This window comes from Clostridium pasteurianum BC1, from assembly GCF_000389635.1.
Taxonomy (GTDB): Bacteria; Bacillota; Clostridia; order Clostridiales; family Clostridiaceae; genus Clostridium_I; species Clostridium_I pasteurianum_A.
This window is the reverse complement of sequence record NC_021182.1, coordinates 3966497-3989037: the sequence shown is the minus strand read 5'-3', so window position 1 is coordinate 3989037 and position 22541 is coordinate 3966497. Positions and strand designations below refer to the sequence as shown.

Below are 22541 nucleotides of genomic sequence, written 5' to 3'. Positions count from 1 at the left end.
AATATCAACAATCATAAAATTGATGACACTGTGAAAAATTCTTTTTGGTGAACAATATACTTCTATATTGCATAAAAAGACACACCGTCTGTCTCATAACACTTGACTTTACCATCGAAACGTTCTTCAGGCTTCCCATAAACTTTGTTTTCCATTACTTTGTCTGCTGCCGTATAAAGCAAATTAACTGTATTTGCTTCCATGGAAAGTACATTATGCGACGCATATACAGTATCGAACTCCTTCAATCTGCCTTGCAGCTTCCTCATACTTGCACGATAGGCATCGAAATCACGGCCGTTTCCAAACATAAATATGCCTCCAATCTGTATACTATCTCCGCCAATCAGGAAACGCTTGTCCTTTTCGAGTAGTGCAATACTGCCAGGAGTATGACCTGGTATGAGTATAACCTCAAAGCAATAGCTGCCAAGATCGATAACATCACCTTCCCAAATTGGCTCCATTGGTACTGTCTTTTCATTCTTGCTATTGTAATAATTAAATTCGCATGGATGCATAAAACGTCTCTCAAACTGCCATGCAGCTCCTACATGGTCACCATCTGCATGTGTAAAAATTACAGTTACCGGAAGCTTCGTAATTTCTTCTACATATTCTTTTAGATTACCATCGCCCACTCCCGTATCAATAAGTAGAGCGTCTTTATCTCCCTCAATCAAAAAGCTGCGAACAAATCCCTGTTCTATACTATAAAAGCCTTGCCTAATTTTATTCGTTGTGTAATTTTGCATGTGTATCCTCCTCTACATTAACCACTATTAAAATATCTATTATACAGCATTATAGCATAAAGGTAATGAAGTTATGTTTAGGTATCTAGCCTTATCTATGATACATTTCAACGTGCTTAATCCTATATAAATTTAAAATAATGTCATCATTACCTACATTGTTGACACTTTTGACCAGAGCATTAAGTATATTTTCCTGCTCAGTTAGAATAGTATCTATTCAAAGTAACCGTCAAGAGATGACTGTTCTTATAGACTCTGTTGGTGAACAATATCTCACTATTATGAATTGAAGATTCACTGTTAATAAATTTTTATCAAATTTTTATTTTTTGAATATCTCCCTTTAATCTTTATAATGTAATGTATTAACTGTGAGGTGAGATTAATGTGGATAAGTAAGATTAAAAAGAGGAAAGTTCAGATGCTTTTAATTGGTCTGGTAGTTATGATCAGTTCCTTTATGTTGGCTTCAGCCATAGGAATCATAACAAGTGTAAGTGAACCAATGAATAAGCTCATAGAGGAAGCCAAAGCACCCTTACTGTTCATGACAGTAAATAAAAATGAAACTATGGATAAGGATCTAGTAGCAGCTAAAAAAGCCTTTCAAAAGGATAGCAGAGTTTCAGAGGTTAGGATAATAGATAATTTAGTTATAGGCAGCGGTAAAATAAAAGCAGGGGATAAATATATGGGAACTGCTTCTAATATTTTTCTTAACTACAAGGAAGGGGATTTTGGCTTTCCTAAATTCATGGAAGAATGCAATAAAAAATCTTGACTTAAAAATATATAAAGGGGATTTTACTGTAATAATGGGCAGTTCGGGTTCAGGTAAATCCACTCTTATTTATCTTTTAAGTGGAATGGATAAGGGTAGTTCAGGGGAAGTAATACTTTTAGATACTGAGCTTTCAAAAGCAAATAAAAAGGAAATGGAAAAGCTGAGAAGAGAAAAGATTTCCTTTGTGTTTCAGGGAATAAATCTTATACCAGATTTAAATGCCTACGAAAATATAGCAGCACCAACCTATAAAATGAAAAGAGATAAAAAAGAATTAACTCAGGTTATTAATGAACTTTTAAGTAGATTTTCTATGAGTGAGCACAGGTCAAAATTTCCATCACAGCTTTCTGGTGGTCAAAAACAGAGAATTACTATTTGCAGAGCCCTTATTAATAAACCAGATGTAATATTTGCGGATGAACCTACAGGAGCTTTGAACTCCACCCAAGGTCAGGAGGTTCTCAATATTTTAACAGAATTAAATATTGAAGGACAGTCTATTGTAATGGTTACTCACGATTTAAAGGCAGCAGTTAGAGCAAATAGACTTCTTTATATAAAAGATGGCAGAATAGATGGTGAGATGAAATTGCCGGAATATGATAAAGACAGTCATCAGGAAAGAGAAAGAGAAATCGTTGATTTCTTAAGAGAAAAAGGTTGGTAAAAGTTTTTAGATTTACATTTTAGTAAGTTTATTTATTGAAGTGTTATTTCACAATGATTTATAGATATCAGTGGTAAGTAAGTTGTGAAAATCAATATTATACTTAAATGAAGTTAAACTTTCAAGTATGGATTATCATATGGAAGTAGAGTATAATTTAACTATGAATTATCCAGTGACGTGCCGCTGTTATCGACCTCTTTAGAAAAGCAGAGAACCAAAATCTTCGATTTTGTGTGAATCGCTTTCATAAATATTAAAGATTTACAGGAAAAAACTACATACCAAAGAAAAATAGAAATTATATATCCGCAGCTTATCTTAATAATTTTTTCAATAGTCATGTTTATCATATTTAAAATATATGTTGTTAAATATGTTCTAAAGCCCATCTTAAAAATAACTAATAGTTCAAAGGATATAATAAAAGGAAAATTTGATAATTACATAACCTTTAATAGTGATACGGAAATAGGAGAACTTTCCTATGCCTTTGAACTTATGAGAGATGAAATTAAAAGTCATAGGGAAAGAGAGGAAAGACTTAAAAAATCTCAAAAGGAAATTATAGCAGCTATATCTCATGATCTAAAAACTCCTTTGTCGGCTATTAGAATATATGTGGAGGCTATAAGAGATGGTATGGCTGAAAAGGAAGAGGATAGATATGAGTATACAGCCACTATTTTAAGAAAGGTAGATACCTTAAATAAACTTATTGATGATTTACTTGAACATTCAAAGGAAAATCTAGAGGTATTGTCTATAAATAAAAAAGAAGTATCCATTAAACCTTTTTTAGAAAAGTTAATAAGTGAAATAAATATGGAACTGTTAAGGGTAAGTGCTAAATTCTACTGGGACAAGCATATTCCAGAGGGTATAGTCAGCATAGATGAATTAAGAATAAATCAGGTGATTTTTAATCTAATAAGCAATTCGATAAAATATTCAAAGGAAGTCTTAGAAGTAAAATTCAAAGCAGAAATAAAAAATAGATATCTATTTATATATATAGAAGACAATGGTATTGGAGTAATGCAAGAGGATATTTTGTATATTTTCAATAAATTTTACAGAGGATACAAATCAAGGAATTATAGAATACCAGGTTCTGGTCTTGGTCTTTCTACTTGTAAGTACATAGTAGAAAAACATCTTGGAGAAATATACTGTAAAACTATAAAAGATGGTGGAAGTATATTTTATTTTTCAATTCCATTAAGTTAAAATATCTGCAAAAAATAACAAATCAGTATGCTAGTATATTTTGCATCTTTGATTTGTTATTTTTTTATTGTATAAAATTACATGTTGCAATTTTACTTAAAAAATGCAATTATTAAAATATAAAAAAAGAATAAATTATTATATTATTTTAATCACAAAAATAGATTTTATTTAATAGTTTAATAATACGAATTATAAATGGTACATAATAAGGATAATTATGGATTTAAAATGAATATATAAGGTAAATATGTACAGGGAATACTTTTAATTTTTTAAAAATTCAAAAAAAAGCTATAAAAAAAGTCTTTTCACTATAGATTCTTATAAAAGTTTAGTGTATAATCTAAGGAAACTATAATATTATTTAATTAAGACTTCTAGTAATTAGTGGTATGATATAGGGCGTATTAGTAGAGTTAGAGTGAATTGAAGCTGAATTCAAATAATAAAATTATATTCTCTAAATAGTGCAAACTATGATGGTATTATTAATTAGTCCTTCATGTTATTTTAATAGGGGGTTATTGAAGTTACGGCTATTAGTCTTGATATAGTTCATAGTAAAGGGTATACAAATATGTATGGGGGGTATAAATTATGAAATATGATGGAATAAAGCTTCATCCTAAAGTTAAAGAATTGTTAAGCAGGTATGATATTTTAAAAGACGAGTTAGGCAGATTGATAGAAGAAAGAGAATATATAACTGTTACTGAAATTCCAAGACTTCAATCTGAATATAAATTTAAAGTAGGGATTGTTGAATATGATTGCTTTGCTTTAAAAATTCAAATGAGAGCTATGAGACATGAGATAAAAATGCGACAAGCAGCTCTTATGAGTGGAGAAATTATTACTGATGAAGAAATTAAGAGTAGAATTGAAGTAGAATTGAAAAATTGGAAAAAGCAAATTGATCAAATGAACGAAGAAATTAATGAAGCTAAATTATATTTAAATAGCCCCACTTTAGTAGAAGAGGAAGCTAGAGAGTTTAAATTATTATACAGAAATATTGTAAAGAAGCTTCATCCAGATATAAATTTGGATTTATCCGAGGATAATAAAACTCTATGGTCAGAGGTTAATAAAGCATATAAAGATGGGAATATAGAAGAATTAAGAAGTTTAAATGAAAGGGCAGAGAATATTGAAGAAGATCTGCACTTAGAAGATGAAAATGTACTGGATAACATTAGCAATAGGATAGTAGAAAAAAGAAATGCTATAGAAAAAGTTATAGAAGACATCAATAAATTAAATTCTGAGTTTCCTGTTAATATGAAAGAAAAGCTAGATGATAAAGAGTGGATTAGAATAAAAAATGAAGATACAACTAAGCAAATAGAAGACTTAGAAAAGAAAAAAGTATTCTTAAAAGCTATGTTAGCTGAATTTATTTAATATAAATATAAGTAAGTAGTAAATGAAAATTGCCAAAAGCTTAATTCTATATACAATATTAGTACATTATATCTTAATGTACACATTTTGGGAATAATTTTATTTAAAGTTAAAAACAGCAGTAAAAAAACTGCTGTTTTTCTGTACATTATATATATTTTTTTAGAATAAAATGTAATAGGCTAGGACAAACTTAGCCCTAGCCTATTATATTATTTTACGGTTTATAGTAAAATAATTTATTTTATACTTCCTGAAGCTACGGATTTGATTATATGCTTTTGTGCAACGAAGTAGAAAATTATTACTGGTATTATTACTAAAACTAAAGCTGCTAGAGCTAGATTCCACTGCTTTGTGTATTGACCAAAGAAGAAGAAAGTCTTAAGTGGTATTGTAAGGGTGTCGGGTTTGTTTATAACAAGAGAAGGAAGCAGATAGTCATTCCATATCCATACAGTATTGAGTATTGCAACTGTAATGGAGATTGGTTTCAATAGTGGAAATATAATATACCAGAAAACTTGAAATTTGTTACAACCATCTATAGTAGCAGCTTCATCCAGCTCTTTTGGAATGCTCTTTAAGAACCCATGATATAAGAATATAGATAAAGATGCACCAAAGCCAAGATACATAAACATTATACCGCCCATATTCAATAAGTGTAATTTACCAGATAATCTTATTAATGGAAGCATTACTGCCTGGAAAGGTATAATCATAGATGCTATAAACATCATAAATATGACATTACTTAGTTTACTCTTAGTTCTCTCCAGCATCCAGGCTGCCATAGATGCAAATACTATAATTAGTAAAACACTTACAATTGTTATCAATAATGAATGAAATATAGAGTTAAGAAAATCTAATTGACTGAAAGCTTGTTTATAGTTACTTATGGTAAATGTACTTGGAAGTGATAATACACTTTGAAATAATTCTCTTTTTGTTTTAAAGGAGTTTACTATTATTATATAAAAAGGAGATAGAAATAATAAAGCCAGTAAACAACTGAAGAATATTCCGATAAATTTTAGAGCACTCTTTTTTTTAACATTTTCCATTATGCTTCCACCTCACCTTTCTTGGAGAAATATACCTGGATTAATGATATTGCTCCAACTATCAAAAGAAAAATAACTGCTTTAGCTTGTGCTAAGCCCATTTGATTCAAGGAAAATGCAGTGTTATATATGTTCATTGCAAGCATTTCAGTTGAATTGGCAGGACCACCTGCTGTTAGTGATAAATTTTGATCATAAAGCTTGAAAGAATTTGACAAGGTTAAAAATATACTAACAGTAAAGGCTGGTCTTACTAGAGGAATTATTATATTCTTAATTCTCTGCCATGCATTTGCACCGTCAATTTGAGCTGCTTCTACTAGTTCTGGTGGAATATTTTGCAGTGATGCAACATAAATAATCATGAGATAACCTGACATCTGCCATGCAGTTAATATAACCAATCCGTATAAACCAGTTTTGCCGTCAGACAGCCAACCTTGAAGCCATTGTATTCCTAAAAGCTTACCTATACTGGCAAAAACCTGAGTAAATATAAACTGCCATATAAAACCAAGTATAAGACCACCAATTAGGTTTGGCATAAAAAATATAGTTCTCAGCATATTAGAAATTTTTGATTCTCTTGTTACTAAAAGAGCCAGTCCAAAAGCTATTACATTTAAGATGATAAGTGCTAATATTGTGAATTTTGCTGTAAATAGGAAGGCATGGCCGAAACTTGGATCTTTAAATACAGATATATAATTTTTCAAACCTATAAGTTTAACACTGGAATTAATACCGTTCCAATTTGTAAAGGAATAGTATATTCCTACCAATAACGGTATGAGTTGGATTACAATATAAGCAAAGAGAATAGGTCCAACGAAATACCAGAATGACAAATTTCTTTTTTTCATATATTTACACCTCCAATGAGTAATATAAATTTAACGAAACATAGATGTTTTAACCTAAAAGCAATAATATAAAATTCCATATAACCAAAATTGATATTTTAATTTTTGATTTAAATTTATAGAAGAATATAAATAAGATAAATACCTATATACCAATAATTATATAAACAGAATTCTTGGCATCAGGTGGAGCTTTTGTTTATGACCTCTGATGGCTAGAAGTCGTTATCCAGGGACGTAGCCACTCTTTACTCCCACTTTACGAAAAACGGTGGGAGTATTAGAGTGGGTAGTCATCGGATAAAAATTTTCATATTACTATAAATTATGAAGTTATTTAGGTATTTATCTGTTAATTTATTTTAATAATCTGCTATATTTTTAATAGATGATTTTTTTACATAATGAATTTGATCTGCTTATTTTCGTGCATCAGCCCAGCTGTTTTTTGCATTTGATATTACTTTATCCCAGGTTAAATCACCGGCAATATATTTTTGTATATCTGCAGCTAGAAGTTTATCATACCAACCAGTTGGATAACCAGAGAATACCCATGGAGTGGTATTTCCAGCTTTTGAATATTTCAATATATCTTTTGCTAATGGATCTGTAGGTTGTAAATCACTTGCATCATAACCTTTGAATGGAGGAATAAATTTGAAGTCTTGTATAATCATTTTTTTACCTTCATCAGAAGTATATAACCAGTTTAAGAAATCCTCAGCAGCTTTTTTAGTATCAGCATCTTTATTACTGTTAACAGCCCAATACTCAGGTACGCCTACAGGGATTGTGCCATCTTTAGTACCATCTATTGTCATTGGTAGTATACCTATGTTCTTTGCTAAATCTGGATCTATACCTTCAACCGTTCCGCTTATCCAGTTACCTTGTTGAATTATTGCAACTTTACCTAGGGAGAATAGCTGTTCAACTTCTGTTGAGTAATCTACACTATTTATGGATTTATTTGTTCCATCAGGTTTATATCCATTTTGTATTTGTATGTCTAAAAGCTTTTTAAAACCATCCCCGTATTTAAAATCAACAGTTTTAGCATTGAAAGCTGCAACAGCATCTTTAAATTCGTTTCCAAGAGCCACATTGGAAGTATGCATACCAGTTACCCAAGTTTCCTTACCTGGTAATGCAAATACAGATTGAATTCCAAGGGAACTTTTCTTTGAATTAAGGGTATCTACGGCTTTTTGTAAATCGGCAAAAGTTTTTATTGTATCAGGGTCAATACCTGCTTTTTTAAATATGTTCTTGTTATAGATAAAACCATAACCTTCTAAGTCAAAGGGCATACCATAGACTTTACCATCAACTTTTGCTGAATCTAGAGCTCCGTCATAGGCTTGTGAAACCCAAGGCTGACTTGACAGATCTTCAAGCTTACCCTTCCAATCAGATAGCTCTTGTGGCCCACCAATATTGTAAATTGCTGGCTCTTGACCTGAGGCAAATTTTGATTTTAATGCAGCAGAATAATCTTGACCGCCGCCGACAGTTTGAATGTTAATAGTAACATTCTTATGTTTATCGGTATAAGTTTTTGCAGCTTTGTCAAGAGCATCTTTAGCCTCAACCTTAAATTGAAAAATATCAACGGTTACATTTTTGCCGCCAGAAGAACTACTACTGTTATCACTTCCACAGGCTGCAAATAATCCAGCTGTTAGAGTTAATGCACAAGTAAGAGCTAATAATTTTTTTACTTTATTCATAAAAATTCCCCCTGTTATTTTTTTATATTTATTTATTAGAACGAAATCGTTTACGTAACTCTTAGACGAAATCGTTTACCTAAACTTGATTATTATGGGACATTTATAGATGCAAATATGTTTCTATTATTATATTTAAGATATATTTATATATTCTAAAGTAATTTTTCTTAAATAAGTTTTTATGACATAGTAATATAATATTATTGCACTTATCGTAATCGTTTGCATTGGCTTAATTATACTTACAAAATTTGTAGCTGCTAATATTTTTTTATTATTTATGTTTATAATATTTTTGTTATATTTGTGGTGTAATGTAATTACATAATGTTATTATTATTTTATGAATAAAAGATAATAAGTATTACATTATAAATTAATTTATGTTGTAATACTTATATCTTTAGGTTGACATGTAAATTAAGTTTATATAAAATCAAAACTAACTATTAATTAGACAAAAATATAAAATCAAGATATCTAAAGGAAAACAATATAAAAGGTATTGCAGTAGCCGGCTTTAACAGTATTTCTCTATATGTAAAGGTTTTCTTTAGGGGTATAACTTTTTTATCAGGGTTTTGATATGCCTTCAGAAAGAGCATATTCCATATTAAAGGGGCATAAAAATACTTTGAGTATAATTGTGATAATATTTAATTGGAAATTAGAAATTTAGGCATGTGAAAGTTAATTGCAAGTTGATGATATTTTGAAGATGGCTTAAATAAGGGGGATAAAAATGAGTAAAATAAAAGCTTGCATATTTGATTTGGATGGGGTTATTGTTGATACAGCTAAATACCATTATTTGGCCTGGAGGCGACTAGCAGATAAATTGGGTTTTGAATTTACAGAAGAACAAAACGAAAGATTAAAAGGTGTAAGCAGAATGAAATCCTTAGAAATACTCTTGGAAATTGGAAATAAGAATTTTACCGAAGAGGAAAAATTAAAATTGGCAGAAAAGAAAAATAACTGGTATATAGAGTATATTTCAAAGATGAAAGAGGATGAAATACTTCCAGGTGCCAAAGAATTTTTAGAAATTGTAAGAGCCAGTGGAATTAAAACAGCGTTAGGTTCAGTAAGTAAAAATTCCATGACTATATTAAACAATCTTAAATTAATAAAGTATTTTGATGCAGTAATTGATGGAAATAAGGTTAGCAAGGCTAAACCAGATCCAGAGGTTTTTTTATTGGGAGCTAGAGAAGTGAATATAGAACCTAAAAATTGTGTGGTCTTTGAAGATGCACGGGCAGGAATAGAGGCTGCTATTAATGCTGGTATGTATTCTATTGGCATTGGAGATGCTAAAATATTGAATAAGGCAAATTTTGTCATTAAGTCACTAAAACAAATGACTATTGAAAAATTAAATTTACTGTAAGAAATATCAAATAAAAATAATAACTAATCTGTTTTATCTCTATAAATATAATTAAAAATTGAGCTATTGCGTTGGGGGGAATTGTAATTGGAAAGGTTTTTTAAAGTAGATCCATGGAATATTATAGAAGAAGGTTTTAATAGAGAATCAAATGAAATAGCTGAAAGTATATTCAGTATAGGTAATGGATATATGGGGCAAAGGGGAAATTTTGAAGAGAGCTACAGCGGGAAATCTCTTCAGGGAAGTTATATGGCAGGAATATATTATCCAGATAAAACGAGAGTTGGATGGTGGAAAAATGGATATCCAGAATATTTTGCAAAGGTTTTAAATTCCACTAACTGGATTGGTATGGAAATCAAAATTGATGGTGATATACTGGATATTTCAAAATGTGAAGTAAGAGATTTCAAAAGAATTTTAAATATGAAAGAAGGATATCTTTATAGAAGTTTCACTGCTAGACCTCAAAATGGTAAAGAAGTAAAGGTTGAGAGCAAAAGATTCGTAAGTATTGTGAATAAGGAAATTGGTGCTATAAGCTATACTATTACTCCCGTTAATTTCAGTGGAGCAATAAGTATTTCTCCTTATTTAGATGGAGATATTGAGAATAAAGATTCAAATTATGATGAGAAATTTTGGGATGAAGTATCAAAGAAAGCTGTATCAGGAGAGGCATCACTTACTATAAAGACAAAAAAACTTGATTTTTATCTTTGCTCCTCCGTGAAATATGATATTTTCAAAGATAATGTTAAATTGAGATATGAAGCAGAGAAAGTTGAAAAAGAAAAATTTGTGGGAAATATAGTTACATTAAAGGCAGGAGAAAATGAGGAAATAACTATTGTAAAATATGTATCCAATGTGACCTCAAGAGACTTTAAAGTAGAGGAGCTAAATGCTGTTGGAAAAGAGCTTTTGGAAAGAGCTTATGCTAAAGGCTTTGATAAATTAATTAATGAGCAAGCTGCTGCCTGGGAAGAAAAATGGAAACAAAGTGATATTATCATAGAAGGGGATACAGCTGCACAGCAGGCAATCAGATTTAACATTTTTCAATTAAATCAGACCTATACTGGAGAAGATGACAGATTAAATATTGGACCAAAGGGATTTACTGGAGAAAAATATGGGGGAAGTACTTATTGGGATACAGAAGCCTATTGTATACCATTTTATCTGGCTACAGCGGATGAAAAAATTGCTAAAAATCTGTTGATCTATCGATATAAACAATTGGATAAGGCTAAAGAAAATGCAAGAAATCTTGGATATAAAAAAGGAGCACTATATCCTATGGTAACAATGAATGGTGAAGAATGCCATAATGAATGGGAAATAACCTTTGAGGAAATACACAGAAATGGGGCAATTGCCTATGCCATATATAATTATGTAAATTATACTGGAGATAAAGCTTATTTAAGTGAGTATGGTTTAGATGTATTAGTAGAAATATCAAGATTCTGGGAAGAAAGAGTTAATTTTTCAGAAGCTAAAAATAAATATGTAATGTTAGGGGTTACCGGTCCTAATGAATATGAAAACAATGTAAATAACAATTGGTACACAAATAGAATTGCATGTTGGACAATGGAATATACAATTGAGGTAATTGATTATTTAAAAAATAATGAGCCAGATAAATATAGAAAATTAGCAACAAAACTTGGAATACAACAAGAGGAAATTGAAAAATGGCAGGATATAATTAAGAATATGTATTATCCGGTTGAAGAAAAGCTTGGAATATTCCTGCAGCAAGAGGGATACATGGACAAAGAACAAATATTGGTAAAGGATTTAGATAAGGAAAATTTGCCTTTAAATCAAAAGTGGTCCTGGGATAGAATTCTCAGATCCTGCTTTATAAAACAGGCAGATGCACTTCAAGGCTTGTATTTCTTACAACATAAATACGATTTAGCCACTATAGAGAGAAATTTTGACTTTTATGAACCAAGAACTGTACATGAATCTTCATTATCTCCATGTATTCATGCTATTCTTGCGTCAAAGCTTGGTAAAAAGGATAAGGCTTATGAGCTGTACCTCAGAACTTCAAGATTAGATCTTGATAATTATAATAATGATACTGAGGATGGATGTCATATAACAAGTATGGCTGGAACATGGCTGTCAATAGTTGAAGGCTTTGGAGGTGTGAAAGTAATCAATGGAAAACTTACTGTAAGTCCATTTATACCTCAGCAGTGGAAAGCATTTTCTTTTAAAATTACCTTTAGAGATTCCTTATTAAATATAAATATTACCAATGAAAATATAATTATAACTAATGAAGGTAAAGAAATAGATTTATTAGTAAAAGATAAGGATTATACTGTAAAGGAAGGAGATAAGATTTCTGTATAATCATACAGAAATCTGTAAAAATAAATTTCTATATTTGGAGGAAATTTTATGTTAAGAGAAGCAATATACCACAGGATTGATTTGGATTACTGCTATGCACTATCCAAGAACAAGTTCTTGGTTAAGCTGAGAACAAAACAGGATGACGTAGAAAAAGTAAATTTAATTTACATGGACAAATATAAATTTAATGAGGTTAAAAAGCGATATTATAAACCTATGAAAAAAATTGCCAGGGATGGTATGTTTGATTATTATGAGACTATTATTGATGTAGAAATGCTCAGTTTTTTTTACCTATTTGAATTAATAGACAATGATGAAAAAACATACTATAGCAATTATAAATTTTTTAATGAAAAGCCAGATGGGGATAACAGTACCTTTGTAAAGCCTGCCAAAGCAGAAAAGGATATTTTTATTGTGCCAGAATGGGCTAGAAAAGCTATCGTATATCAAATATTTCCCGAAAGATTCAATAATGGTGATAAGTCAAATGATCCTAGAAATATTCAAGATTGGTACAGTAAAGTAGATAGAGAAAGTATGCTTGGCGGGGACTTAGAGGGAATCATAAATAAATTAGATTATCTTCAGGAATTAGGCATAAACACTATATATCTCACACCTATTTTTCAAGCTGGTTCCAATCATAAATATAATACTTTTGATTATTTCAAAGTTGATCCTCAATTTGGAACTATTGAAACTTTAAAAAAACTTGTTAGTAAGGCACATGAAAAGGGTATAAGAATTATTTTAGATGCTGTTTTTAATCATTGTGGAGTGGAGTTTTATGCTTTCAAAGACATATTAAAAAATGGGGAGAGATCCCAATATAAAGATTGGTTCGATATAAAAAGATTCCCTGTAGAGGTACGAGAAGATCCTGATTATGCCACCTTTGGGTATGTAGGAGTAATGCCAAAGCTTATGACAAAAAATCCAAAGGTTAAAGATTATCTCATAAGTATTGCAACCTATTGGATAAAGGAAGCAGATATAGATGGTTGGAGACTGGATGTAGCAGATGAAATTGATCATAGTTTTTGGAGAGAATTTAGAAATGCGGTAAAAGCAGTAAAAAAAGATGCACTTATTATAGGTGAGATTTGGTATGATTCCAGTTCCTGGCTTCAAGGAGATCAGTTTGATTCTGTTATGAATTATGAATTACAAAAGGCAGTTTCTGATTTTATAATTGAAGATAAATTTTCTCCTAAGGAATTTGAATACAGTATGGGATTTTTAAGAGTATTATATAAGTTACCAGCCTATAATGTGCTTTGGAATCTAATTGATAGTCATGACACACCTAGGTTTATTAATAAAGCAAAAGGTGATAAATCAAAATTTAAACTTGCAGTCTTTATGCAGTTCACCTTGCCTGGGGCTCCTATGATTTATTATGGGGATGAAGTTGGCATGACTGGTGGACAAGATCCTGATTGTAGAAGAGGTATGATTTGGGATGAAGAAAAACAGGATAATGAATTACTACAGTATTATAAAAAGCTTATTAAAATTAGAAAGGATAATCTATCTTTAACTCTAGGGGAATTTTACACTATATATACAAATGAAAATATTTATGGATTCAGAAGAGCTTATGAAGAAGAAATTCTAGATATATATATAAATAAGGGAAACAGAGCGGAAACATTAAGTTTAAATGTAGAGGGTGAAGGAGTTTTAGATATTTTAAGTGGAGACAAGTATGAAACTGTGGATGGAAAGATAAATTTAATTATTTCAGAAAAAAGTGGAATTATATTAAAAAATATGTGATTTGGTAAATAAAAGTGGGATGCATGTTCCCACTTTTTTATGCAAAATATTCAAGAATAGAATTGTCAGAATTTACAACATAATAATCTTCTATTCAACTGAGTGATCTGTATTTTTTACTTTTCTTTCAATATCTTGAAACATATTTTTTTCTAAAAACATTACTATATAACATATTATACTTGAAGAAAATAACACTGGTATTGCACCATTGATTTTAGTGAATATTATCCATAAAACAAAAATTGCTGCAAAAGTTATCAAACATATATGTATATTTTTTAGTAAATACATAAGTGATAATCTAAAAATATCTTTTCTCTTCAGATAGAATCTCGATATTATAGGGAAAATATATAATGCCAAAGCGGAACCCAGGACAGAAATAATAACCGGAATAATTTTTAGAAAATATAATTTGGGATTATTGTTAAAGATTATAATATCAATGAAAGCTATGGCCAAAATAATTACTTCTATGCTCCAAAAAAATAATGAATCAAGAAAATTTACCCTATAAGCTTTAAAAAAGTCTTTTGTTACATTAATGTCTCCTTCTCTAGTGAGCTTACCCATTACGCTGAATAATGCAGTAAGTGAAGGACCTATTGGTAATAAAGACAAAATGAAAACTAAGTTCATGTTATAGATACCACTTAATTGCATAGAAAAAATGACAAAGATAAAAGGAATATTTGTCAGCAAAAAATAAAAATTCCCTAATAAGAACCACCATATATAATTTGCAAAAGTATAAAGTGTATTTTCTCCTAATTCTCTTTTTTTACTCATAGCTTTCTCCATTTCTTATTATTTTATATTTTGATTTTAGTAACTATTTAATTATTGAAAGTTGCAAACCTTTACTACTATTATAGCATAAGTTTAATTTTTCCAATATGCTGATTCTGATTTTTTCAATTTAGAACTAATTTTAAAGTAGTAATTGTACAAAAAAAGTAAGAATGTTACATTTAATAGGATTATATTATAAATTAAAATAATAAGTAAATAATTTATAATATTGAAAACGATTAGAATACAATAATTTTAAATCAATCATGAAGTTGAGAAATCATTTTCAATATAACTTGTAAAGCCTTAAGATCTAATAAAATAGGTGGGGTGCAAGTGACTAAAATAATTATTTGTAAGGGGGAATTAAATTTTATGAACAAAAAAATGTTAAAAAAAGTACTAAGCCTAGTTATTCCTTTTATGCTAGTAGCAATTTCTTCAACATCATATCGTGCATTTGCAAAATCTAATGAAAAGTCTAGTAGTGCAGATAGCATCAGTGTAAATATCAATACAGATAAGGCTAGGTATAATCCAGGAGATAAAGTTAAAATAAGTGTTAATCTTAAAAATAATGGAAATTCAGCCATAAGTAAAGAAACGGTTTCTTTATCCTTTAAACATCTTGAAAAGGAAATTGATACCTCTTCCACTAAAAGTTTTACTGCTGGAAAAGGAGCAACAACAACTTTAAGCTTTACATGGACCCCACCAAGTACTGATTATCAGGGTTATCTGGTGGAAGCATATGTAAAAGATTCTTCAGGTAATATAATTAATAATATGAATACTGCTGTTGATGTATCTTCTAATTGGTTAAAGTTTCCACGGTATGGATATCTAACAAAATTTGGATCTCAGTCATCTGAAACTAGCAGCAATATAATATCTCAACTAAATGATTATCATATAAATGCTATTCAATATTATGATTGGCAATGGAAACACCACATACCAATTAAGGGTGACCCATCAAATCCCGATGCTTCATGGGATAATCTTGCTAACCAGAAAACATACAAGAAAACAATTCTTGACTATATAAACTCCGGCCATGAGAGTAATATAGCAGCCATGGAATATAATCTTATTTACGGAGCTGTAGATGGATATACAACAGATGGAAGCGGAGTAAAGAAAGACTGGGCATTGCTTGACAGTGTTGGAGGGACTCAATGGAAAATGGATATGCCCAGTGGCTGGGCAACTTCGGCTCTTTATTTCTTTAATCCTTTAAATACAGATTGGCAGAACTATATTTTAAATAGAGAAAAAGATGTATTCAAAGCATTCCCATTTGATGGATGGCATGAAGACACAGTGGGAGACTGGGGAACAAAATATACAACTAGCGGACAAGCTGTTTCAATAACGGATACCTTCAAACCTTTTATTAATTATGCCAAAAGTCAATTAGTCAATAAAAAAATAATATTTAATCCAGTTGGGTTCAAGGGTCATACTGCAGTGGCTCAAAGCAATGCTGATGCTTTATATGCTGAATTATGGCCGGGGGATGGATTTGTCACATATAATGATATAAAAGGTGCAATAGATACTTCAAGGGCTGAAGGCAATGGAAGATCATTAATTGTTCCTGCATATATGGATTATGATGCAGCAAAGACACATAGCGAAAGTAGTCCGGGATATATGAATACCCCCGGAGTTCTGTTAACGGATGCAGCAACTTTTGCAAGTGGCGGATCCCGTCTTGAACTTGGAGATGACAATAGAATGCTTTGCAGTGAATACTTCCCAAATCGTAATATGATTATGAGTGATGATTTAAAGCAAAAGGAACGTAGATATTATGACTTTTTAGTTGCATATGAAAATCTTTTACGTGATGGACAAAATGATACATCAAACAAGGTTGAAATACCGGGTATTTATACAAGTAGAACCAGTGAACCAAATAAGGTATGGACTTTTACTAAAAGTGATGGAAATCATCAAATCATTCATCTTATAAATTTACTTGGAGAATCGAATAACGCTTGGAGAGACACTAATGCAGATTATCCAGAACCTACTTCCCTATCAAATCTTAATGTAAAGTATTATTATACAGATTCAGTTGGAAGTGTATCTTTTGCTTCACCTGATTATGAAAATGGAAAGACTATAGATTTACCATTTCAAAAAGGATATGATGCAGGTGGAAATTATGTTGTATTTAAAGTACCTACATTGCAATATTGGGATATGATTTACATTAATAAATCAACTGTACCACCAACAACACAAGGAACCTTTACAAACTCTGGCTTTGAAGCAGGGAATACTTCTGGATGGACAGCAACAGGTACTTCTTATGGTGTAGATGGAGATGATGTGCATAGTGGAAAGTTCAAATGTTACTACTGGAACGGAAGTCCGTACACACAGACTATTGAACAGCCAATTTACGATTTGGCCAATGGATGGTATAAAGTAAGCGCATGGGTAAAACAAAGTTTAGGTACTCCTAATACTTCCAGAATGGAACTTGCAGATTACGGGGGAGATGCAGTATATACCAATATACCACATGGGGATGGATACCAACAGATTAGTGCTATTGTTCATGTTAATCAAGAACATCTTAAAATTGGTTTCTACCAAGATGCCCCGGGAAATACAAATTTACAAATAGATGATGTTACACTTGAACCTGTTGATGCACCTGCAAATAGTAATTAAATATTTAATGTGGAAATACAAACTCCCACTGAGTAAGATTCATTGATAATGAGGAGACAAATGGGGATAGAGACTATTTGCCTCCTTTAAAATCCTTGGATAACTAATCCAAAAGAAAGATTAAAATAGAAAGATCAATTATGTAATTTTCTTAAGTAAGTAAAATGATATAAGAAGATAAATAAGTTAGTATAATGTAAAGATGAATAAAGTATAAGTATGTAATGATAGCATTATATTGTTAAAAATATGAGGAGGATTAATCGTGAATGGTAGTTATGAAAAGGATTTATTAAAAGTTGATTTTCCTTTCAATATTTTTGTAGATAATGGATGTTGTGATGTTGCACCACATTGGCATAAAGAAATAGAAATAATTTATCTAATAGAAGGACAACAAAGAGTTGGAATTGATAATAATATTTATACTTTAAAAGAAGGTGATATTCTTTTAATTGGTAGTGGGTGTATTCACTATTTTTTTCATGAATGTACTGTTAATAGAAGGGTAGTAGTGCAATTCTCGTTGTCCATATTTGATAACGTTTTAAGTGAAAAAGGTGAAGGAGAAAATATAAAATATATTTTTGATAAAACTAAAAGAGTAAGTAATCAATGGGATACAGTGCTAAAAAATAAAATTGAAAATCAGCTAAAAGTTTTGATAAAAGAAAATAACAAAAGGGAAAATGGTTATAAACTGGCGTTAAAGGCTAGGCTATGTGATATATCAGTATTATTACTTAGAAATTTGCCTGTAGAAATTGATAATTATGAGGAAAAAACTAAGCATAAAGAAAATCTTAAACGATTGGAAAATGTTTTTAATTATATAGAGAATAATTATAATGAAAATTTAAATCTAAAAAAAATTTCTTGTGAAATGGGATTTAGTATGTATCATTTTTCTAGACTATTTAAGAGATATACGGGTATTACTTTTATACAATATTTAAATGATTTTAGAGTTACAAAAGTACAGTGGTACCTAATAAATCATGATATAACTATAACAGAAGCAGCCTTTAAGTGTGGATTCAATAATATTAAGACTTTCAATAAAGTGTTTAAAGAAATTCAAGGATGCTCTCCTTCAGAATATTTAAAAAAGCAAAATATACGAACTAATTAGCAATTTAAGTGAAGATTTTAACTTTGGCCTCTTTTATAATTAATCTAGTAAATAGATAATAGCAGAATAATAATACAAAATTCTGCAATTGACTAAAATGACTTCGATGAATTGTAGGGGGTATTTTTTATGTCTAATATGTTTAAATGGATTTGGAATTATATGCGTAAATATAAGTTTAAAATGTTTTTTGGTGTTTTTTTAATTGCTGTTTGTTCAGCTTTGAATATGGTAACTCCATACCTGTCAGGTAAGATAGTGGATAATGTAATCGTTAAAAGACAAACCAATTCATTGATGATTTATTTAACTATAATTATAAGTGTTACATTTATAAGGTCAATACTAAGGTATTATTTTCAACTTATCTTTGAAAATGTATCTCAGAATATTCTTTTTACTCTTAGAGAACAAGCTTATGAAAAACTTCAAAAGCTGGACTTTAGCTTTTATGAAAAAAATGAAACTGGAAACATAATGACTGCTATGACTGGTGATATGGATACCATAAGACATTTTGTGGCTTGGGTAATATATATGGTAGTTGAAAATGGATTGATATTTATTTTTTCCATAGGAATAATGTTTACGGTTAATTATAAATTAGCTATTTTAATGATTTTATATACTCCTGTAATAGGTTACTTTACTTTTAAACTATCAAGAAAAGTAAAGCCTACCTTTTCTTCCATAAGACAGCAATTTTCAAGACTAAATTCCGTGGTACAGGAAAATATAAGTGGAAATAGAGTAGTTAAAGCTTTTGCAAAAGAAGATTATGAGATAAAAAAGTTTAATAAAGAAAATGAAGCATACAGAGAAAGAAATTTTGAATCAGCTAAAGTATGGGAAAAGTACCTACCTGTATTAGACTCTTTATCCTCCGGTTTGAATATAGTTGTAATATTAATTGGAGGAATCATGGTTATAAATTCTAGTCTCTCTATGGGAGAACTTATTACTTTCAGTTCATTGATATTCGCCATAAATAATCCTTTAAGAATGGCAGGTTGGCTTACAAATGATGTGGAAAGATTCAGAGCTTCTGCAGAAAAAGTTTATGAACTTATGAATACAAAAACTAAGATTAAAAATTCAAAGAATTTAATTAAAACTGATAAAATAGCAGGTAATATAGAATTTAAGAATGTGTATTTTTGCTATGAAAACGAAAATATATTGAGCAATATAAACATTAAAGTTAAAGCTGGAGAAACTTTAGCAATTATAGGTCCTACAGGCTCCGGTAAATCTTTTTTGTTAAACTTACTTTGTAGATTTTATGATTGTACTAAAGGAGAAATATTAATAGATGGAATTGATATTAAAAAAATAAATTTAAAAAAATTAAGAGATAGTATAGGTGTGGCTATGCAGGATATATTTTTATTTTCAGATACCGTAGAAGCAAATATTGCTTATGGAGTTTCCAACGCTTCTTTTGAAGAAATAAATAAGGCAGCTCAAATGTCTATAGCAAGTGATTTTATAAATAATCTATCTGAGGGCTATGAAACTATTATAGGAGAAAGAGGTGTTGGTCTTTCTGGTGGTCAAAAGCAAAGAATTTCTCTGGCTAGAGCTCTCCTTAAAAATCCTGCCATACTAGTGCTGGATGATACTACTTCCAGTGTAGATATGGAAACAGAATTTAAAATTCAAAACTTATTAAGTTCTTATATAAAAGAAAAAACTACTATAATAGTGTCCCATAGAATTTCTTCCGTAAAAAAGGCGGATAAAATTATAGTTCTCAATAAGGGTAAGATTGTAGAACAAGGTAATCATAAAGAATTATTAGAAAATGATGGATATTATTATAGGGTATATATGAATCAATTTGGAGATTTTGATGGTAAATCAAATAATCAGGTGGTGTAATATATGAAAAGAAATAAATTTGATGTAGATGAAGATTTGGAAATAAAATTTAGTTTAGTACATCTTAAAAGACTTTTAAAATATATAACAGTATATAAGACTAAATTTTTAATAACTATTTCAATAATGATACTTGCAGCTTTTGTAAATTTATTAGGCCCTTATCTAATAAAAGATGCTCTGGATGTAAAGATACCAGGAAAAGATTTAAAGGGATTGATATTTATATCAATAGTATACCTTTTAACTTTGGTAATAAATAATATTTGCATGAAATATAAAATTCGGATTATGACCTTTGTGGGGCAAAATGCAATACTTAATATGAGAAAAGATTTATTTGTACATCTTCAAAAATTACCTTTTCAATATTATGATAGCAGACCCCATGGAAAGATTTTGGTAAGAGCAGTTAATTATGTAAATGGACTCAGTGATTTACTTTCTAATGGTATTGTGAATATGATTACTGACCTGTTTACTTTAATATTTATTATTATGTTTATGCTTTATATAAATATTAAGCTTACAGTTACATGTTTAATAGGTATTCCAGTTATCATATTAGTAATGTTTTTATTAAAGAATATACAGAGAAAAGCCTGGCAGCTTCTGAGCAATAAACTGTCAAATCTAAATGCATACACTCATGAAAGCATATGTGGAATGAGAGTTACTCAATGCTTTACAAGAGAAGATGAAAACTTAAGTATTTTTAGAAAATTAAATGATGATTACAGAAAACACTGGATTAAATCAGTTAAAATTCAATTTTTGATGAGTCCTGTAGTAGATAATATATCTGTAATTATTATAGCTGCTGTATATATAATTGGAATAGCTTCTATAGATAAAGATGTTACTATTGGTGTTCTAATAGCATTTATAGGATATATAGGAAGATTTTGGACACCGATTTCTAATCTAGCTGGTGCTTATAATAATATTATAAATGCCATGTCCTATATAGAAAGAATTTTTGAAACTATAGATGAAAAAGTTATTGTAGAAGATATGTCTAATGCATATGAATTACCAGTAATAAGGGGAAATGTAGAGTTTAAAAATGTAACATTTGCCTACGACGAAAGTAAAACTATACTTAATAATATAAGTTTTTCCGTTTCTCATGGACAAAGTATTGCTTTAGTTGGTCCTACGGGGGCTGGGAAAAGCAGTATTATTAATTTAATAAGTAGGTTCTATGATATTCAGCAGGGAGAAATATTAATTGATGGTATAAATATAAAAGAAGTTACTCTTAATTCTCTAAGAAGACAAATGGGAGTTATGCTTCAGGATCCATTTATTTTTTCTGGAACCATAAAAGAAAATATAAGATATGGAAGGTTAGATGATTCTGATGAAGAAATAGTAGCTGCTGCAAAATCAGTAAGGGCACACGATTTTATTAAGGAACTAAAAGATGGTTACGAAACAATAGTAAATGAAAATGGTTCTAGATTTTCCGCAGGACAAAAGCAGCTTATATCTTTTGCAAGAGCTTTACTTGCCGATCCAAAAATATTAATTTTAGACGAAGCAACTTCCAGTATTGATACTAAAACAGAAGCATTACTTCAAGAGGGATTGCAAAAATTGCTTAAAGGTAGAACGTCTTTTATAATAGCCCATAGACTGTCCACTATAAAAAATTCTGATAAGATTATGTATATAGACAAGGGGCAAATCATAGAAAGTGGCAATCATGATGAACTTATAAATAAACAGGGTGAATACTATAAACTTTACAGTTCTCAATATGAATTATTTAAAGCTATTTAAGGAATATTCAAAAAAATATAGATGATAGTCTTTGTAAGCTGTCCAATGAGGAAAATAAGGTATGCCGATAGAACAATTTAAAATCGAATAGCCTAAGACATATAATAGATTGACTAAGAAACCTCAGTTTTTATTTAAATGAAGGAGATTTTTTTGATATAGCTTGTAAGCATTTAGAA

General features: G+C 29.9%; 16 protein-coding genes. 11 read left to right on the top strand and 5 right to left on the bottom strand.

Annotated elements, in window-relative coordinates; translation table 11 throughout:
- Positions 1–62: 62 nt before the first annotated feature.
- Entirely contained in the window at positions 63–755 is a 693-nt protein-coding gene (locus CLOPA_RS18610; RefSeq protein ID WP_015616976.1) for an MBL fold metallo-hydrolase, read from the bottom strand.
- 388 nt (positions 756–1143) lie between these two features.
- Between CLOPA_RS18610 and CLOPA_RS18605 the strand changes: the two genes are divergently transcribed.
- The 4 genes from CLOPA_RS18605 to CLOPA_RS18590 all read left to right on the top strand — a co-directional run bounded on the left by CLOPA_RS18605 (position 1144) and on the right by CLOPA_RS18590 (position 4849).
- A complete protein-coding gene (locus CLOPA_RS18605; RefSeq protein ID WP_041710975.1) occupies positions 1144–1539 on the top strand; it encodes a hypothetical protein in 396 nt (131 codons plus the stop codon).
- Positions 1496–2212 carry an ABC transporter ATP-binding protein gene (locus CLOPA_RS18600; protein ID WP_015616974.1) on the top strand — a complete coding sequence of 239 codons (717 nt, stop codon included), beginning with the start codon at positions 1496–1498 and terminating at the stop codon, positions 2210–2212. Before CLOPA_RS18605 ends, CLOPA_RS18600 begins: the two co-directional genes overlap by 44 nt.
- A gap of 342 nt (positions 2213–2554) precedes the next feature.
- Positions 2555–3442: a HAMP domain-containing sensor histidine kinase gene (locus CLOPA_RS18595; protein WP_041710974.1), complete on the top strand. Its 888-nt coding sequence runs from the start codon at positions 2555–2557 to the stop codon at positions 3440–3442.
- 600 nt (positions 3443–4042) lie between these two features.
- Positions 4043–4849, top strand: a complete 807-nt coding sequence (locus tag CLOPA_RS18590; RefSeq protein ID WP_015616973.1) for a molecular chaperone DnaJ — start codon at positions 4043–4045, stop codon at positions 4847–4849.
- A gap of 239 nt (positions 4850–5088) precedes the next feature.
- On the opposite strand, the gene CLOPA_RS18585 is transcribed toward CLOPA_RS18590, so the two are convergent.
- The 3 genes from CLOPA_RS18585 to CLOPA_RS18575 form a co-directional block, all read right to left on the bottom strand.
- Positions 5089–5919 (bottom strand): carbohydrate ABC transporter permease, encoded by an 831-nt coding sequence (locus CLOPA_RS18585; protein ID WP_015616972.1) that lies wholly within the window; start codon positions 5917–5919, stop codon positions 5089–5091.
- A complete protein-coding gene (locus tag CLOPA_RS18580) occupies positions 5919–6782 on the bottom strand; it encodes a carbohydrate ABC transporter permease (RefSeq protein ID WP_015616971.1) in 864 nt (287 codons plus the stop codon). The genes CLOPA_RS18585 and CLOPA_RS18580 overlap by 1 nt, the downstream gene beginning before the upstream one ends.
- A 419-nt stretch (positions 6783–7201) precedes the next feature.
- On the bottom strand, positions 7202–8515 hold the full coding sequence (locus CLOPA_RS18575) for an ABC transporter substrate-binding protein (protein WP_015616970.1): 1314 nt from the start codon (positions 8513–8515) through the stop codon (positions 7202–7204).
- 745 nt (positions 8516–9260) lie between these two features.
- On the opposite strand from CLOPA_RS18575, the gene pgmB reads away from it, so the two are divergent.
- The 3 genes from pgmB to CLOPA_RS18560 all read left to right on the top strand — a co-directional run bounded on the left by pgmB (position 9261) and on the right by CLOPA_RS18560 (position 14081).
- Positions 9261–9911 (top strand): beta-phosphoglucomutase, encoded by a 651-nt coding sequence (gene pgmB / locus CLOPA_RS18570; RefSeq protein ID WP_015616969.1) that lies wholly within the window; start codon positions 9261–9263, stop codon positions 9909–9911.
- A gap of 87 nt (positions 9912–9998) precedes the next feature.
- Positions 9999–12293 (top strand): glycoside hydrolase family 65 protein, encoded by a 2295-nt coding sequence (locus CLOPA_RS18565; protein WP_015616968.1) that lies wholly within the window; start codon positions 9999–10001, stop codon positions 12291–12293.
- Between the two features lie 48 nt (positions 12294–12341).
- Positions 12342–14081 carry a glycoside hydrolase family 13 protein gene (locus CLOPA_RS18560; protein ID WP_015616967.1) on the top strand — a complete coding sequence of 580 codons (1740 nt, stop codon included), beginning with the start codon at positions 12342–12344 and terminating at the stop codon, positions 14079–14081.
- Between the two features lie 90 nt (positions 14082–14171).
- Here the strand turns inward: CLOPA_RS18560 and CLOPA_RS18555 are convergent, their stop codons facing one another.
- On the bottom strand, positions 14172–14873 hold the full coding sequence (locus CLOPA_RS18555; protein WP_015616966.1) for a DUF624 domain-containing protein: 702 nt from the start codon (positions 14871–14873) through the stop codon (positions 14172–14174).
- 378 nt (positions 14874–15251) lie between these two features.
- Between CLOPA_RS18555 and CLOPA_RS18550 the strand changes: the two genes are divergently transcribed.
- From CLOPA_RS18550 to CLOPA_RS18535, 4 genes are all read left to right on the top strand, one after another.
- Positions 15252–17564: a glycoside hydrolase family 66 protein gene (locus CLOPA_RS18550; protein ID WP_041711606.1), complete on the top strand. Its 2313-nt coding sequence runs from the start codon at positions 15252–15254 to the stop codon at positions 17562–17564.
- A gap of 265 nt (positions 17565–17829) precedes the next feature.
- Positions 17830–18696 (top strand): AraC family transcriptional regulator, encoded by an 867-nt coding sequence (locus CLOPA_RS18545; RefSeq protein ID WP_015616964.1) that lies wholly within the window; start codon positions 17830–17832, stop codon positions 18694–18696.
- A 129-nt stretch (positions 18697–18825) separates the two neighbouring features.
- On the top strand, positions 18826–20577 hold the full coding sequence (locus tag CLOPA_RS18540) for an ABC transporter ATP-binding protein (protein WP_015616963.1): 1752 nt from the start codon (positions 18826–18828) through the stop codon (positions 20575–20577).
- 3 nt (positions 20578–20580) lie between these two features.
- Positions 20581–22362, top strand: coding sequence for an ABC transporter ATP-binding protein (locus CLOPA_RS18535; protein ID WP_015616962.1), 1782 nt, complete (start codon positions 20581–20583; stop codon positions 22360–22362).
- Positions 22363–22541: the final 179 nt, after the last annotated feature.

Bases quoted from the DNA above. Each gene is read 5' to 3' on its own strand.
- CLOPA_RS18610 (WP_015616976.1), bottom strand. From the start codon at position 755: ATGCAAAATTACACAACGAATAAAATTAGGCAAGGCTTTTATAGTATA.
- CLOPA_RS18605 (WP_041710975.1), top strand. From the start codon at position 1,144: ATGTGGATAAGTAAGATTAAAAAGAGGAAAGTTCAGATGCTTTTAATT.
- CLOPA_RS18595 (WP_041710974.1), top strand. From the start codon at position 2,555: ATGTTTATCATATTTAAAATATATGTTGTTAAATATGTTCTAAAGCCC.
- CLOPA_RS18590 (WP_015616973.1), top strand. From the start codon at position 4,043: ATGAAATATGATGGAATAAAGCTTCATCCTAAAGTTAAAGAATTGTTA.
- CLOPA_RS18585 (WP_015616972.1), bottom strand. From the start codon at position 5,919: ATGGAAAATGTTAAAAAAAAGAGTGCTCTAAAATTTATCGGAATATTC.
- CLOPA_RS18580 (WP_015616971.1), bottom strand. From the start codon at position 6,782: ATGAAAAAAAGAAATTTGTCATTCTGGTATTTCGTTGGACCTATTCTC.
- CLOPA_RS18575 (WP_015616970.1), bottom strand. From the start codon at position 8,515: ATGAATAAAGTAAAAAAATTATTAGCTCTTACTTGTGCATTAACTCTA.
- pgmB (WP_015616969.1), top strand. From the start codon at position 9,261: ATGAGTAAAATAAAAGCTTGCATATTTGATTTGGATGGGGTTATTGTT.
- CLOPA_RS18560 (WP_015616967.1), top strand. From the start codon at position 12,342: ATGTTAAGAGAAGCAATATACCACAGGATTGATTTGGATTACTGCTAT.
- CLOPA_RS18555 (WP_015616966.1), bottom strand. From the start codon at position 14,873: ATGAGTAAAAAAAGAGAATTAGGAGAAAATACACTTTATACTTTTGCA.
- CLOPA_RS18550 (WP_041711606.1), top strand. From the start codon at position 15,252: ATGAACAAAAAAATGTTAAAAAAAGTACTAAGCCTAGTTATTCCTTTT.
- CLOPA_RS18540 (WP_015616963.1), top strand. From the start codon at position 18,826: ATGTCTAATATGTTTAAATGGATTTGGAATTATATGCGTAAATATAAG.
- CLOPA_RS18535 (WP_015616962.1), top strand. From the start codon at position 20,581: ATGAAAAGAAATAAATTTGATGTAGATGAAGATTTGGAAATAAAATTT.